Origin of the sequence: Streptomyces sp. NPDC087300 (genome assembly GCF_044744425.1) — a bacterium.
Classification (GTDB): domain Bacteria; phylum Actinomycetota; class Actinomycetes; order Streptomycetales; family Streptomycetaceae; genus Streptomyces.
This window is the reverse complement of record NZ_JBIUYI010000006.1, coordinates 624,597-639,274: the sequence shown is the minus strand read 5'-3', so window position 1 is coordinate 639,274 and position 14,678 is coordinate 624,597. Positions and strand designations below refer to the sequence as shown.

Annotated in this window: 12 protein-coding genes and 3 tRNA genes; 8 read left to right on the top strand and 7 right to left on the bottom strand. The window is 71.5% G+C overall.

Features of this window, described 5'->3' with window-relative positions; genetic code table 11:
• Window positions 1–23 precede the first annotated feature (23 nt).
• Genes purL through purS form a run of 3 tightly spaced genes read right to left on the bottom strand, consistent with a single transcriptional unit; the run spans window position 24 to window position 3,228 of the window.
• The gene (gene purL, locus ACIO9J_RS27950) at window positions 24–2,273 is read right to left on the bottom strand and encodes a phosphoribosylformylglycinamidine synthase subunit PurL (RefSeq protein WP_402005176.1); all 2,250 of its coding nucleotides are present in this window, start codon (window positions 2,271–2,273) and stop codon (window positions 24–26) included.
• Window positions 2,270–2,950 carry a phosphoribosylformylglycinamidine synthase subunit PurQ gene (purQ, locus tag ACIO9J_RS27945; protein ID WP_402005173.1) on the bottom strand — a complete coding sequence of 227 codons (681 nt, stop codon included), beginning with the start codon at window positions 2,948–2,950 and terminating at the stop codon, window positions 2,270–2,272. The genes purL and purQ overlap by 4 nt, the downstream gene beginning before the upstream one ends.
• Complete coding sequence (purS, locus tag ACIO9J_RS27940) at window positions 2,947–3,228, bottom strand: phosphoribosylformylglycinamidine synthase subunit PurS (protein WP_402005170.1); 282 nt, start codon at window positions 3,226–3,228, stop codon at window positions 2,947–2,949. The genes purQ and purS overlap by 4 nt, the downstream gene beginning before the upstream one ends.
• A gap of 354 nt (window positions 3,229–3,582) precedes the next feature.
• On the opposite strand from purS, the gene ACIO9J_RS27935 reads away from it, so the two are divergent.
• The 8 genes from ACIO9J_RS27935 to ACIO9J_RS27900 all read left to right on the top strand — a co-directional run bounded on the left by ACIO9J_RS27935 (window position 3,583) and on the right by ACIO9J_RS27900 (window position 8,125).
• Window positions 3,583–3,900, top strand: a complete 318-nt coding sequence (locus ACIO9J_RS27935) for an Lsr2 family protein (protein ID WP_402005167.1) — start codon at window positions 3,583–3,585, stop codon at window positions 3,898–3,900.
• A gap of 122 nt (window positions 3,901–4,022) precedes the next feature.
• Window positions 4,023–4,094: transfer RNA gene (locus ACIO9J_RS27930), tRNA-Gly, on the top strand.
• Between the two features lie 79 nt (window positions 4,095–4,173).
• Window positions 4,174–4,249 (top strand) — tRNA-Gly (locus ACIO9J_RS27925).
• 124 nt (window positions 4,250–4,373) lie between these two features.
• Window positions 4,374–5,345 carry an ABC transporter ATP-binding protein gene (locus ACIO9J_RS27920; RefSeq protein ID WP_402005164.1) on the top strand — a complete coding sequence of 324 codons (972 nt, stop codon included), beginning with the start codon at window positions 4,374–4,376 and terminating at the stop codon, window positions 5,343–5,345.
• The gene (locus ACIO9J_RS27915) at window positions 5,342–6,124 is read left to right on the top strand and encodes an ABC transporter permease (RefSeq protein ID WP_402005162.1); all 783 of its coding nucleotides are present in this window, start codon (window positions 5,342–5,344) and stop codon (window positions 6,122–6,124) included. Before ACIO9J_RS27920 ends, ACIO9J_RS27915 begins: the two co-directional genes overlap by 4 nt.
• A 13-nt stretch (window positions 6,125–6,137) precedes the next feature.
• Window positions 6,138–7,421, top strand: a complete 1,284-nt coding sequence (locus tag ACIO9J_RS27910) for a sensor histidine kinase (RefSeq protein ID WP_402005159.1) — start codon at window positions 6,138–6,140, stop codon at window positions 7,419–7,421.
• Entirely contained in the window at window positions 7,418–8,026 is a 609-nt protein-coding gene (locus ACIO9J_RS27905) for a response regulator (protein WP_402005156.1), read from the top strand. The genes ACIO9J_RS27910 and ACIO9J_RS27905 overlap by 4 nt, the downstream gene beginning before the upstream one ends.
• A gap of 23 nt (window positions 8,027–8,049) precedes the next feature.
• Window positions 8,050–8,125: transfer RNA gene (locus tag ACIO9J_RS27900), tRNA-Gly, on the top strand.
• 48 nt (window positions 8,126–8,173) lie between these two features.
• On the opposite strand, the gene ACIO9J_RS27895 is transcribed toward ACIO9J_RS27900, so the two are convergent.
• The 4 genes from ACIO9J_RS27895 to purD form a co-directional block, all read right to left on the bottom strand.
• Window positions 8,174–9,070, bottom strand: a complete 897-nt coding sequence (locus ACIO9J_RS27895) for a phosphoribosylaminoimidazolesuccinocarboxamide synthase (RefSeq protein WP_402005153.1) — start codon at window positions 9,068–9,070, stop codon at window positions 8,174–8,176.
• Window positions 9,071–9,201: 131 nt separating this feature from the next.
• A complete protein-coding gene (locus ACIO9J_RS27890; RefSeq protein WP_402005150.1) occupies window positions 9,202–10,680 on the bottom strand; it encodes a N,N-dimethylformamidase beta subunit family domain-containing protein in 1,479 nt (492 codons plus the stop codon).
• A 418-nt stretch (window positions 10,681–11,098) separates the two neighbouring features.
• Complete coding sequence (locus tag ACIO9J_RS27885; protein ID WP_402005444.1) at window positions 11,099–12,946, bottom strand: hypothetical protein; 1,848 nt, start codon at window positions 12,944–12,946, stop codon at window positions 11,099–11,101.
• A gap of 342 nt (window positions 12,947–13,288) precedes the next feature.
• Window positions 13,289–14,545, bottom strand: a complete 1,257-nt coding sequence (gene purD / locus ACIO9J_RS27880) for a phosphoribosylamine--glycine ligase (protein WP_402005146.1) — start codon at window positions 14,543–14,545, stop codon at window positions 13,289–13,291.
• Window positions 14,546–14,678: the final 133 nt, after the last annotated feature.

The window sequence follows — 14,678 nt, the reverse complement described above, 5'->3', positions numbered from 1 at the left end:
CGGGGGCTCTCGGAGCGGGACGATCAGGCGAAGAGGCCCGGGATCGTCTCCTCGTGCGCCGTGCGCAGCTCGCTCAGCGGCAGCGTGAACTCGCCCTGCACGTCGACGGCGTCACCGTCGACCACACCGATGCGCGTGGCGGGCAGACCGCGCGCCCCGCACATGTCGGTGAAGCGCAGCTCCTCGCTGCGCGGCACGGCGACGACCGCGCGCCCCGCCGACTCGCTGAACAGGAAGGTGAACGCGTCCAGGCCGTCCGGCACGACGAGCCGCGCACCGCGCCCGCCCCGCAGGCAGGACTCGGTGACGGCCTGCACGAGACCGCCGTCCGACAGGTCGTGCGCCGCGTCGATCATGCCGTCGCGCGAGGCCGAGATGAGGATCTCGGCGAGCAGCTTCTCGCGCCCGAGGTCGACCTTGGGCGGCAGTCCGCCGAGGTGCCCGTGGACCACCTGCGACCAGGCCGAGCCGCCGAACTCCTCGCGGGTGTCGCCGAGCAGGTAGAGGAGCTGGCCCTCTTCCTTGAAGGCGATCGGCGTACGGCGTGCCACGTCGTCGATCACACCGAGGACGGCGACGACCGGCGTCGGGTGGATCGCGGCCTCGCCCGTCTGGTTGTAGAGCGAGACGTTGCCGCCGGTGACCGGGGTGCCCAGCTCCAGGCAGCCGTCCGCGAGGCCGCGGATGGCCTCGGCGAACTGCCACATGACGTCCGGGTCCTCGGGCGAACCGAAGTTCAGGCAGTCCGAGATCGCGAGGGGCTTCGCGCCGGAGGCGGCGACGTTGCGGTACGACTCGGCGAGCGCGAGCTGCGCGCCCGTGTACGGGTCGAGCTTCGCGAACCGGCCGTTGCCGTCGGTGGCGATGGCGACGCCGAGCCCCGTCTCCTCGTTGACCCGGATCATCCCGGAGTCCTCGGGCTGCGCGAGCACGGTGTTGCCCTGCACGAAACGGTCGTACTGGTCGGTGACCCAGGACTTGGCGGCCTGGTTCGGCGCGCCGACCAGCTTGAGGACCTGCGCGCGCAGGTCGTCCGCGTTCGCCGGACGGGCCAGCTTGTTCGCGTCGTCCGCCTGGAGCGCGTCCTGCCAGGACGGCCGGGCGTACGGGCGCTCGTAGACCGGGCCGTCGTGCGCGACCGTGCGCGGGTCGACGTCGACGATCTTCTCGCCGTGCCAGAAGATCTCCAGGCGGTCGCCGTCCGTCACTTCACCGACGACGGTGGCGATGACGTCCCACTTCTCGCAGATCTCCAGGAAGCGGTCGACCTTCGAGGGCTCGACGACCGCGCACATGCGTTCCTGCGACTCACTCATGAGGATCTCCTCAGGGGTGAGCGTGGAGTCGCGCAGCGGCACGTCGTCCAGCTCGACGCGCATGCCGCCGGAGCCGTTGGACGCCAACTCGCTGGTCGCGCAGGAGAGCCCGGCCGCACCCAGGTCCTGGATGCCGACCACGAGCTTCTCGGCGAAGGCCTCCAGGGTGCACTCGATGAGGAGCTTCTCCTGGAAGGGGTCGCCGACCTGGACGGCGGGGCGCTTCGACGGCTTCGTGTCGTCGAAGGTCTCACTCGCCAGGATCGAGGCGCCGCCGATGCCGTCGCCGCCCGTGCGGGCGCCGTACAGGATGACCTTGTTGCCGGGCCCCGACGCCTTCGCCAGGTGGATGTCCTCGTGCCGCATCACGCCGATGGCACCGGCGTTGACCAGCGGGTTGCCCTGGTAGCAGGCGTCGAAGACGAGCTCGCCGCCGATGTTGGGCAGGCCCAGGCAGTTGCCGTAGCCACCGATGCCCGCGACGACTCCGGGGAGCACGCGCTTGGTGTCGGGGTGATCGGCGGCGCCCATCCGCAGCGGGTCCACGACCGCGACCGGGCGGGCGCCCATCGCGATGATGTCGCGGACGATGCCGCCGACACCGGTGGCCGCGCCCTGGTAGGGCTCGACGTAGGAGGGGTGGTTGTGCGACTCGACCTTGAAGGTGACCGCGTAGCCCTGGCCGACGTCGACCACACCCGCGTTCTCGCCGATGCCGACGAGCATCGCGTCGTTCTCGGGGACCTTCTCGCCGAACTGCTTCAGGTGGATCTTGCTGCTCTTGTACGAGCAGTGCTCGGACCACATGACGGAGTACATGGCGAGCTCGGCGCCGGTCGGGCGGCGGCCGAGGATCTCGCGGACGCGCTCGTACTCGTCTTCCTTCAGGCCCAGTTCGGCCCAGGGCAGCTTGACGTCGGGCGTCTCGGCCGCGTGCTTGACGGTGTCCAGAGTCATGCGTTGACCAGCTTCTTCAGGATCGAGGTGAAGAATCCGAGGCCGTCGGTGCGGCCGGTCCCGACCAGCGGCTCGACCGCGTGCTCGGGGTGCGGCATGAGGCCGACGACGTTGCCCGCCTCGTTGGTGACGCCGGCGATGTCACGGAGCGAGCCGTTGGGGTTCATGTCCAGGTAGCGGAAGGCGACGCGGCCCTCGGCCTCCAGCATGTCCAGGGTGCGCTCGTCGGCGACGTACCGTCCGTCGATGTTCTTGAGCGGGACGGAGATCTCCTGGCCGACGGAGTAGTCCGCGGTCCAGGCCGTCCGGTCCGACTCCACGCGCAGCTTCTGGTCGCGGCAGATGAAGTGCAGATGGTTGTTGCGCAGCATCGCGCCGGGCAGGAGGTGCGTCTCGGTGAGCACCTGGAAGCCGTTGCAGATGCCGAGGACCGGCATTCCGGCCTTCGCCTGCTCGACGACGGACTCCATCACCGGGGAGAAACGCGAGATGGCGCCGGCCCGCAGATAGTCGCCGTAGGAGAAACCACCGGGCAGCACCACGGCGTCGACCTGCTTGAGGTCCTTGTCCTTGTGCCAGAGCGGCACGGCTTCGGCGCCCGCCACGCGGACGGCACGCTGGGTGTCGCGGTCGTCGAGGGTTCCCGGGAAAGTGACGACTCCAATTCGAGCAGTCACTTCGCGACCCCCGCCACCTTCTCCGAGCCTTCGGTGTCTTCGACCTTTACGACGAAGTCCTCGATCACGGTGTTGGCGAGGAAGGTTTCCGCCAACTCGTGGATACGGGCGAGGGCGGCGTCGTCGACGGGCCCGTCCACCTCGAGTTCGAAGCGCTTTCCCTGACGTACGTCGGAGATGCCCTGGAAACCGAGGCGCGGCAGTGCCCGCTGCACCGCCTGGCCCTGGGGGTCGAGGATCTCCGGCTTGAGCATGACGTCGACTACGACGCGTGCCACTGGCACTCCCGGTGTGTGGTGCTGGCGTGTGCTGCTTGCATGGTGCTGAGCAGGTTCCTTCAGACTACCGGCACAAAATTTCTACTCGCGTAGATTCGTAGCAACCTACGTGATGACGGTCACGTTCGCACGCCCCGGCAGGTTTCGAACAGGACACCTTCACCAAGAATCCAGGAAAAGATCACGGATCGACATTGCCATCTGACACGCGGAGATATTCGGCCGGACTTCACAATGCATTGCCGGGCACTGTACAAAGGAAAAGGTAATAGTCGATACTTTGCCTCAAAACAGCCGGACAGTCGGCATCACCGCACGTCAACGCGGTCGAGCCGCGCGAAGGGACCGATATTCGTGGCGCAGCGTGTCGTAGTCACTGTCTTTGACGACATCGACGGCGGGGAAGCGGCGGAAACGGTCGCCTTCGGTCTTGACGGCAAGTCGTACGAGATCGACCTCAATCAAACCAATGCCAAGAAACTGCGCACGGCACTTGCCCCGTACCTGGAGGCGGCCCGCAAGCAGTCGAAGTCCGGGAAGGTGTTCCGGCACACAGCGGTGAGCCCCGACCCCTCCGCGGTCCGCGCCTGGGCCCGCTCGCACCAGATGGACGTGCCGCCCCGCGGCCGCATCCCGAAGAAGGTCTACGAGGCCTTCGAGGCCGCCAACTGACCTCCCGCTCCACGCGGTCCCCGGCCCCTCGCGGCAACCGACTTGCGCTGCACCCCTCCTGGTCAGCTAAAGTCTGGAGCACGCCGAGGGGCAAGGCCGAAAGGCCGGACCCACGGAGTCGTGCGGGTGTAGTTCAGTAGTAGAACATCCCCCTTCCAGGGGGAAGGCGCAGTGTGCAATCCCTGTCACCCGCTCTGCATCGCTTACGGACCAGTCCTCTGGTTGCGGTAGGCTGGTGCCCGCGCCGATCAGTGAGAGCTGGTCGGAGGCAATGCGAACGTAGCTCAGTTGGTAGAGCGCAACCTTGCCAAGGTTGAGGTCGCGAGTTCGAACCTCGTCGTTCGCTCCAGATGAGAGGCCCCGGTCCAGTGGACCGGGGCCTTCTCCGTTCCCTCACCCCTTCTGACATTTGTCATACGGGCCGATGACAGCGCGCACTGCTCGGGCCCACCGGGCCGGGGGACGCTGAAGTCATGACTGACCAAGTGATCGACGTGACCGATCTACGGCGCGTGTACGGGGGCGGTTTCGAGGCGGTACGAGGGATTTCCTTCTCCGTGGGACAGGGTGAGCTCTTCGCACTGCTCGGCACCAACGGCGCCGGGAAGACATCCACCGTCGAACTCCTCGAAGGGCTCGCGGCACCGGCCGCCGGGCGGGTGCGGGTGCTCGGACACGACCCCTACACCGAACGCGCCGCCGTACGCCCGCGCATCGGCGTCATGCTCCAGGAGGGCGGCTTCCCCGCCGAGTTGACGGTCGCCGAGACCGCGCGGATGTGGGCGGGCTGCACCAGCGGCGCCCGGCCCGTCACCGAGGCCCTGGAGATCGTCGGGATCGCCAAGCGCGCGGACGTCCGCGTGAAGCAGCTCTCCGGCGGCGAGAAGCGCCGGCTCGACCTCGCCATGGCGCTCCTGGGCCGGCCCGAGGTGCTCTTCCTCGACGAACCCACCACCGGACTCGACGCCGAAGGGCGCCGCGAGACCTGGGAGTTGGTCCGCCAGTTGCGCGACAACGGCACGACGGTCCTGCTCACCACCCACTACCTCGAAGAGGCCGAGGCGCTCGCCGAGCGGCTCGCGATCCTGCACGAGGGCCGCATCGCCGCCGAGGGCCGCGTCGCCGACGTGGTCGCCTCGCAGCCCTCGCACATCTCCTTCGAACTGCCCGACGGGTACTTCGTCGGCGACCTGCCGCCGCTCGCCGAACTCGGCGTGACCGGGCACGAGACGACCGGGCGCCGGATCAAGCTGCGCACGGACGAACTGCAACGGGCCGCCACGGGGCTGCTGTTGTGGGCCCGCGACGCACGGGTCGAACTGGGCTCCCTCGACGTACGGGCGGCCACGCTGGAGGAGGCGTTCCTGCGGATCGCCAAGAACGCGCAGAGCGGAACGGCCGAAGGCTCCCAGGGGCGCCTCGCCGAGAAGGAGATGGCGGTATGAGCGCGGTGGCCATGACCACGACGCCGGTGGGGCGGATGCGGGCGCTCGCCCGTGCGGAACTGACCCTGCTCGGGCGGAGCAAGGGAACCCTGTTCGCGGCGCTGTTCGTGCCGTTCATCATCCCGGTCAGCATGAAGCAGGCCGCCGAAGGCATGGACCTCAAGGGGACCGGGCTCTCCGTCGGCACCGTCGTGCTGCCGAGCGCCCTCGGCTTCTCCCTGCTCTTCGCCGTGTACTCCGCGCTGACCGCCGTCTACGTGGCCCGGCGCGAGGAGCTCGTACTCAAGCGGCTGCGCACCGGCGAACTGCGCGACCACGAGATCCTGGTGGGCGCCGCGCTGCCGTCCGTCGTCATCGGGCTCGTGCAGTCCGTGATCCTCATCGCGGGCTGCCTGGTCCTCCTGGACGCGGGGGCACCGAGCGCGCCGCACCTCGTCGTCCTCGGCATCGCGGCGGGCGTGGTGATGTTCGCCGCGCTGGCGGCCGTCACCGGAAGCTTCGCCAGGTCCATCGAGTCGGCGCAGGTCCTGAGCATGCCGATGATCTTCATCTCGATGCTCGGCTCCGGACTCTTCATCCCGTTCGAGGTCATGCCCGACAAGGTCGCGGCGGTCGCCGAGCTGCTCCCGCTCTCGTCCGTCATCGAGCTGATCCGCGGCGGCTGGGCCGGTCACCTGTCCAACGGCGACGTGCTGACCGCCGTGGCCACGACGGTGGCCTGGACCCTGCTCTCGGTGTTTGCTGTACGACGGTGGTTCCGCTGGGAACCCCGGCACTGAGGGAGGCGGCAGGGTGCTACTCGGCCGGATGCGGGGCTGGCAGCGCGGCTGGCACGACCGCACCAAGATCGAGAAGGTCGAACTCCAGAGCATGGCCATGTGGCACGCCATGCCGTGGATCTTCTTCTTCAGCTGGAACTCGGTGCCGCTCGCGCTGGGCCTGCGGGACGACACCGTCGCACACGTGCTCGGCTGGACGCTGATCGCGGCGGCCTTCGCGCAGTGCGTGCACGCCAACCGTTCGGTGCGGCGGTCGGTCGACCACTATCTGAACCGGGCCGGGATGCCCCGCCGCGACCTCACCGTGACGTGCGCCCTGCTGGCCGTCACGCTGGGGCTCGCGCTCGGCCTCCAGGCGGTCGACGGCGTCAAGGACGGCATGATGGGCCTCACCGTCCTGTTCCTGGTGATCCCCCTCGGCCAGTCGCTCGCCTTCGCCGTGCCCGTCAGGACCTTCCTCGCCCGCTTCGCGCTGCTCGACGCGGCGATCGTGGGCGCCTTCGCCGCCGTCGGAGCGCGCGGCGGTCAGCTCGTCGCGTTCGCCTCGCTCATCGGTCTGGCCGGCCTCATGACGCTGCTCTCCTCGCGGTGCAGCGCCTGGACGCTCTCCGTGATGTGGGAGGCCGACCGGGCCCGCGAGGTCGAGGCGCGGCTCGCGGTCGCCGAGGAGCGGCTGCGGTTCGGGCGCGACATGCACGACGTGATGGGCCGCAATCTCGCGGTCATCGCGCTCAAGAGCGAACTGGCGGTGCAGCTCGCGCGGCGCGGGCGGCCCGAGGCCGTCGATCAGATGGTCGAGGTCCAGCGGATCGCGCAGGAGTCGCAGCGGGAGGTACGGGAACTGGTGCGGGGCTACCGGGAGGTGGAACTCGGGGTGGAACTCCTCGGCGCGCAGGGCGTTCTGGAGGCGGCCGGGATCAGCTGCCGGGTGACGGGATCCGCGGCGGGACTGCCCGCCCCCGTGCAGTCGGCCCTCGGCTGGGTCGTGCGGGAGGCCGCGACGAACGTGCTGCGGCACGGCGACGCGGGCACCTGCGACATCACGCTCGCGGTGACGGGGGAGCGTACGACGTTGGTCGTCGAGAACGACGGGGTGCCGGAGGACGCGGCACCCGGCACGGGATCCGGTACGGGAACCCGCACGGGATCCGGGCTCGCCGGGCTCAGGGAGCGGCTCGCCGCGGTGGACGGGACCCTGGACTTCACGTCCGAGGGAGGGCGGTTCCGGCTCCGCGCCGAAGTACCGCTGCCCCGCGCCGACGCCGCGAGACCCGACAAGGAAGAGGTGCTGCTGTGAGCCTGCGCGTCCTGCTCGCCGACGACGAGCATCTGATCCGGGGCGCGCTCGCCGCCCTGCTCGCCCTGGAGGACGACCTCGTGGTCGTCGCGGAGGCGGCGACCGGGCCCGAGGCGCTCGCCATGGCACGGGCGCACCGGCCCGACGTCGCGGTGCTCGATCTGGAGATGCCGGGCGCCGACGGTGTGAGTGTCGCCACATCCCTGCGCGCCGAACTCCCCGAGTGCCGGACCATGATCGTGACGAGCCATGGCAGACCCGGACATCTCAAGCGGGCCCTCGCGGTGGGCGTGCGCGGCTTCGTGCCGAAGACCGTGAGCGCGCAGAAACTCGCCGAGATCATCCGTGCCGTACACGCGGGAAACCGTTACGTGGACCCGGAGTTGGCGGCCGACGCGATCTCCGCGGGGGACTCGCCGCTGACCGCCAGGGAGGCCGAGGTTCTCGAACTCGCCGCCGACGGCGCACCCGTCGCGGAGATCGCCGAACGGGCCGCGCTCTCGCAGGGAACCGTCCGCAACTACCTCTCGTCGGCGGCCACCAAGATCGGCGCCGAGAACCGTCATGCGGCAGTGCGTCTCGCACGCGAGCGAGGTTGGGTATAGTTGGGCTCGCGCTTCGGCGCACTGCGGACGTAGCTCAGTTGGTAGAGCGCAACCTTGCCAAGGTTGAGGTCGCCAGTTCGAACCTGGTCGTCCGCTCCAGTTGAAAGGCCCCGGTCCAGTGGACCGGGGCCTTCTTCGTGTGCGGCGTTACCAGGCGGTGCCGGTCAGGCGCTCGTACGCCTCGACGTACTTGGCGCGGGTGGCGTCCACCACGTCCTGCGGCAGCGCGGGCGGCGGCTGCTCGCTCTTGCGGTCCCAGCCCGAGGCGGGCGAGGTCAGCCAGTCGCGCACGAACTGCTTGTCGTAGGACGGCTGGGCGTGGCCCGGCTCCCACTGGTCCGCGGGCCAGAAGCGGGAGGAGTCCGGGGTCAGCACCTCGTCGGCGAGGATGAGGTCCTCGCCCTCGAAGCCGAACTCGAACTTCGTGTCCGCGAGGATCAGGCCCCGCTCGCGCGCGACGTCCAGCGCCCTGCCGTAGACCGCGAGGGTCGTCTGGCGCAGCTGGGCGGCGGTCTCCGCGCCGACCTCGCGGGCGACCTCCTCGTACGACACGTTCTCGTCGTGCTCGCCGACGGCGGCCTTCGCGGCGGGCGTGAAGATCGGCGCGGGCAGCTCGGAGCCGTCGACCAGGCCCTCGGGCAGGGCGAGGCCGCAGACGGTGCGCGACTCGTCGTACTCCAGGAGCCCCGACCCGGTGAGGTAGCCGCGGGCCACGCACTCGACGGGGACCATCTCCAAGGACTTGCAGACCAGGGTGCGGCCGGCCCAGTCGGCGGGGGCGCCCGCGGGCAGCTCCGTGGAGATCACATGGTTCGGGACGAGGTCCGCGAGCTGGTCGAACCACCACAGGGAGAGCTGGGTGAGGACGCGGCCCTTGTCGGGGATCTCCGAGGGCAGCACCCAGTCATAGGCGGACATGCGGTCGCTGGCGACCATGACGAGCTCGCCCGCCTCGTTCTGGTACAGCTCGCGCACCTTGCCGGTGTGGAGGTGGACCAGGCCCGGAACCTCAAGAGGCTCGGGCTTTTCTACGAATCCGGACACGGTTCCTCCCCGTGGTTCTGGCCAAGTGCTCTCGATTCTCCCGTATCGGGAACGCGGTCCTGGCCAGGGGTCGAGCGGAGCGGAGTGGGGCGGGCGCGGGGCAGCCGTGGGACGTGGCGCGGGCGGAAGGATCAGTCCCGCTTGCAGATGCGGTCGAGGAGGTTGGCCGTGGCCCGCTGGACGCGGGTGTCCACGTGGCCGGGGCGGTCCAGCGCCGGTGACCAGGCGAAGGTGCCCGAGGCGAAGACCAGGGCGCCGGACGGGGCGCGGTAGAGCGACGACTCCTGGTGGCGCGTCGCCCCCTCCGTGTCCGTGTACGGGGAGTGGGAGAGCAGCATGCGGCCCTGGTGCTCCGGGAGCGGCGTACGCGGGAAGTAGCGGTCGGCCTCGCCCGCGACCAGGCCCTCGATCTCGTCGCCCTCGTGCGCGCCGGTCGCCTCCCACAGCCAGTGGTCGGCGTTGCGGACGACGAGGGGCTGCGGCTCGGGGACGCGGCCCGCGTACTGGATGCCGAGCAGCTGCTGCTCCGCCCTGTCCTGCTCGCGCCAGAGGGCGGGCCTGCCGGGGCCCCGGCGCTTGCGGCAGGTCAGCAGGCGGTCCGCGACGCCGGACGGCGAGGGGCCCAACTCCACCTGCCAGTACATGGTGTTGGCGGAGAGGAAGACCAGGGACGTGCCGTGCTCGCGGGCCAGCTCCGTGGTGCGGCGCATGCTCGACGACCAGTACTCGTCGTGGCCGGGGAAGACCAGGCCGCGGTAGCGCGTGGGGTCGATGCGGCCCGCGTGCAGGTCGCGGGCGTCGGCGTACGCCAGGTCGTATCCGTACCGCTCGGCCCAGCGGATGAAGTCGTAGGCGTGGCCCACGTGCAGGGGCAGTCCCGCGCCCGCGTACGGCCGGTCGAAGGAGACCGTGACGGCCGCCTCGCTCTCGCCGAGGAGCCCGCCCCGCTCGTCCCACGCGTGGTAGAGGCTGGCGCCCGTGCGGCCGTCCTCGGGGTAGAGGTTGTACGCCTGCCAGGTCACGTCGGGCAGGAGCAGCAGGAGGTCGGCGGGGTGGCTGTCGCGGACCGTGAAGGGGACGTGCGAGCGGTACCCGTCGGCGGTCGTGAGCACGGCCACGTACGCCCCGATGCTCCAGTAGCTCGGGATCTGCAGGCGCCAGGAGAGCCACCAGTGGTGGCAGGAGACCGTGCGGTCCGCGGTGAGCGGGGCCGGCTGGACGATGCCGGAGAGCCGGGGGCTGGTGGTGATCTTGCTGGCGCCGTCCCCTCCGTAGTGCCCGATCCGGTAGATGTCGACGCTGAACTGCTGGGGCGGGTCCACGGTGACGTGGAAGTCGATCGCCTCACCGGGGGCGGCGGCGCCGGTGGAGGTGAAGCCCTTGATCTGGCAGTGCACGTCGTCCGCGTTGCGCGGGCCGCCGGTGCGGGGTGCCGGGATGTTCGCGCCCGGGGCCGGGGCGTGGTCGATGTACCAGGGGACGACCTTGCCCGTGTCGTCGAAGTAGTGCTCGGGTCCGCGCAGCCAGGGCAGCGGGCCCTGGCCGAAAGGGTCCGACACGGCATGCGCGAGTGCGCCCGATTCCCAGCGGCGGATCGGCTCCGACCCCATGCGTTGTCCCCTCCCTCGCTCCCCCGAGACGGTGCCGCCACTGCCGCGCACGGCCCGGCGACCGGTCCCAGCACATCACATTACGCACGCACCCCGTCACCGTTCGTCGCGAATTGACGTGAACGGAACATGGGCTTCCGGGTGGGGTGGCGCGAGGGGTGGCGTTCGCCTGCGGTTTCTTCCCCGGAGGGGGTGGGGGCGGCGCGAAATTGGGGTGGGGGCGGAGTGGGGTCCGGAGGAGCTCGGGGGCGGATCGGGGCGGATCGGGGCGACACCGGGCGGCTCGGCGAGAGGGGTTCGGGGGCGTGGCCGGATCGGTTCGGTCCAGGGACGGATCAAGGTCGAATTTCGGCTCGCCCGGGGGCGGGCCGGGTCCGCGCGGGGCGGCGGGGGCCGTGGGTGCGGGTGAGGGCAGGACTCAGACCAGCCGGACCGGCTTCTCCGGACGCACACCGAGACGCGCCAGCCAGTCCCGCAGGGGCACCGGGTCACCATCCTCGACGAGGCTCAGGACACGCGGCGCGAGATCCGCCGCACGCTCGCCGTCGACCAGCAGGGACGGGCCGTCCAGCCAGTCGAGGCCGGGCGCGGCGCCCGCGGTGTCGACCGCGGCGCAGCACACCATCGCCGTGACGTGGTCGGCCAGCAACTCACGTCCCGTACGCGGCGGTTGCAGCGGGAAGAGCGGGAGCGCGCCGTCGTCCCAGAGCGCCTCGTCGGGGCCCTGGCCCGCCGGGGCGGAGCGGGGCGGCGCCGCGGCCTCCTCGCGGGCGAGCTCGGCGGTGAGGCCGGCGGCCAGCATCCCGCCGCGGCTGTCCTCGTCGGCCTCGTCGTCCGACTCGGCGGGGAAGAACGATCCGGCGTGCTCGGGGGCCGTGCCGTACGGGACGGTCGACGGGTCCGGGGCGTGGGAGAGGTCCGGAGCGTCCACGGCGTCCGGGATGCCCAGGACGCCCGCGTCGGCCGTCGTCAGGTGGTCCAGGACCCGGCCGAGGGTCGGGCCGTCGGGGTCGGGGGCCGTCGGGTCGGCGGAGTGGCGGACGCCGAGGGAGTCCAGGACGCGGTGCAGCCGGGCGGCGTCCATGCGCCACTTGCGGTCCACGACCTCGTCCGGATACTCCTGCCAGGCCACCGGGGCCCAGTCCGGCCCGTTCTCCGCGGGGCCGCCGTGGAAGAGCCTGGCGGCGAGCAGCGAGGCGGCCTCGTCCACCGAACCCGGCTCCTCCAGGAGGTCGCAGGCGGGCCGCTCCCCCAGGCGCGAGGCGAAGCCCTCGGCGAGGCGGTCCCTGCGGGAGAGCTCGGTGAGCGCGGAGACCACGCCCGCGTCGAGCCGGGACGGCCAGCGGCCCATGCGCCAGGCGGGCAGCGCGACGCGGGTGAGCAGCCGGTCCCATCCCGCGTACGCCAGGCCGACCTGCTCCTGGGCGACGATCCGCACTCCGTAGTCCACGGTCTGGGCGCGCTCGGCGGCGGCCGCGGCGACGCCCCGCTCCATCTCGGCGGCGTGCCCGCGGCAGCTGCGCAGGAGCAGCCGGGCGACCCAGCCGATGCCGCCGAGCACCACGCGCGCGAGGGGCCCGCGGCCCGGTGCGGAGGTGACCGCGACGGCCGCGTCGAGGCCCCGCACGAAGCGCCTGGCCGCCGCTATGTCGGGGTGCGCGGAGGGTCCCGTGCCCGCCACGACGGGTGCGAGCACCGCGCGCAGCTCGCCGACCCGCATCCACCACAGGAACGGGGAGCCGATGACGAGCACGGGCGCGGCGGTGGCCCCGCGCTGCGGTGCGCGACCGCCCCGTACGCCGTCGGTGGGCTCGTCGGCGCCGGACGCGGGCGCGGCGGTGTCCCGGCCCGCGGGCGGGCCGTGCGCCGGGTGGGTGCGGTCCTCAAGCCAGCTGTCGCAGTCCGGGGTGAGCGCTATGGCCGAGGGCGCGGGCACGTCGAGGCGGTCGGCGAGGTCACGGACCAGGCGGTACAGATCGGGGGCCGACTCCTCGGCGATCGGGACCGTGGGGCTCAGGGCGGGTCTGGCCCTGGCCACGACCAGCGCGACGGCCGCCGCCGCGAGCAGCACGACGACCGCCACGGCCGACACGACCCAGCGCACGACGTCCCAACTCCCGCCGCCGACATGGCCCGTGACCCCACCCGCGATGAGCACGACGGCGACGGCCGCGGGCAGCAGGGCGACGGCCAGCGCCCTGCTGCGCAGACGCAGCACGGCGAGAGCCCGCGAGCGCGCGGCCTGCGCACCCACCTCCACACCCATACCTGACACGACCGATGGCACCCCCTGCTGCCTACTCCTCGGCCGCCGGCCGGGGCCGGCAGCGCACATCAATGGCGTTGGTGTTGCTCACTCCCCCACTGTGGCACCCGCCACCGACATCGCAATGCCGGTGGTCTGTTTGGCTCTGGGCGCCCTGAACCGCTTGCGCCGCACCCTAGTTGGGGTGCGGGGACCCGTCAGCCGGATGGGCCAGCGGTCACCCGATGGAATGGCTTTGGCTAAAGGTGGCTGCTGAAAAAGCCCCGGATCCAGTGTCAGATCCGGGGCTTCGCCGAGCGTGAGAATGGCCGGAAGTTACTCCCGGGTCACGTACGCGGCGGCCTACTCGGCCTCGGCGGCCGCCTTCGCGGCGATGTCGGTGCGGTGCTGCGAGCCGTCCAGGCGGATGCGGGAGAGCGCCGCGTAGGCGCGCTCACGGGCCTCGCCTAGCCCGGCGCCGACCGCCGTCACGGAGAGCACGCGGCCGCCCGCGCTGACGACCGCGTCGCCGTCGAGCTTCGTCCCGGCGTGCAGGACGTACGCGTCCGGTGCATCCTGCGCCGCGACGTCGCCGAGCCCCTCGATGGGATCGCCCGTGCGAGGCGTACCGGGGTAGTTGTGCGAGGCGACGACCACGGTCACCGCGGCGTCGTCGCTCCAGCGCAGCGGGGGCAGATCGGCGAGCGTGCCGTCCGCCGCCGCCAGCAGGACACCGGCGAGCGGGGTCCGCAGACGGGCGAGGACGACCTGGGTCTCGGGGTCGCCGAAGCGGGCGTTGAACTCGATGACCCGTACGCCGCGGCTCGTGATCGCCAGACCGGCGTAGAGCAACCCGGAGAACGGGGTGCCGCGCCGCCGCAGCTCGTCCACGGTGGGCTGCAGGACCGTCCGCTGCACCTCGTCGACCAGCTTCGGGTCGGCCCAGGGCAGCGGCGAGTACGCGCCCATGCCGCCGGTGTTGGGGCCCTCGTCGCCATCGAGCGCGCGCTTGAAGTCCTGGGCGGGCTGCAGCGGTACGACGGTCTCGCCGTCGGTGATCGCGAACAGGGAGACCTCGGGGCCGTCGAGGAACTCCTCGATGACCACGCGATCGCAGGCCAGCGCGTGCTTCCTGGCGGCCTCCACGTCGTCGGTGACGACGACGCCCTTGCCCGCGGCGAGCCCGTCGTCCTTGACGACGTACGGCGCTCCGAAGGCGTCGAGGGCCGCGTCGATCTCTTCCGGGGTCGTGCAGACGTAGGACCGGGCGGTCGGCACGCTCGCGCCGGCCATCACGTCCTTCGCGAACGCCTTGGAGCCCTCCAGCTGGGCGGCCTCCTCCGAGGGCCCGAAGCAGGGGATGCCCTCGGCGCGCACGGCGTCGGCGACGCCCGCGACGAGCGGGGCCTCCGGGCCCACGACGACGAGCCCGGCACCGATCTTTCTGGCGAGCGCGGCCACCGCGGCGCCGTCGAGGGCGTCGACCCGGTGCGTCCGTGCCACCTCTGCGGTGCCGGCGTTGCCGGGGGCGCAGTGCAGCTCGGAGACGGCGGGGTCGAGGGACAGAGAGCGGCACAGGGCGTGTTCGCGGGCACCACTGCCGATGACGAGGACCTTCACGGTGGTCAGCCTAGCCGGGGTCGGTGCCTTGCTTTGTACGGGCTGCCAGGTCTGGCCCCTGGGCCTCTTGTACGTTCCTCCAGGCCGGTCTGCGCGTTGGCCCCCGTCCGCTGTGGTCCCCGCCGTGCGGGAG

Excerpts from the sequence above, each read along its gene's own strand:
- purL (WP_402005176.1), bottom strand. The coding sequence starts at position 2,273 with ATGACTCTGGACACCGTCAAGCACGCGGCCGAGACGCCCGACGTCAAG.
- ACIO9J_RS27920 (WP_402005164.1), top strand. The coding sequence starts at position 4,374 with ATGACTGACCAAGTGATCGACGTGACCGATCTACGGCGCGTGTACGGG.
- ACIO9J_RS27915 (WP_402005162.1), top strand. The coding sequence starts at position 5,342 with ATGAGCGCGGTGGCCATGACCACGACGCCGGTGGGGCGGATGCGGGCG.
- ACIO9J_RS27885 (WP_402005444.1), bottom strand. The coding sequence starts at position 12,946 with ATGGGTGTGGAGGTGGGTGCGCAGGCCGCGCGCTCGCGGGCTCTCGCC.
- ACIO9J_RS27890 (WP_402005150.1), bottom strand. The coding sequence starts at position 10,680 with ATGGGGTCGGAGCCGATCCGCCGCTGGGAATCGGGCGCACTCGCGCAT.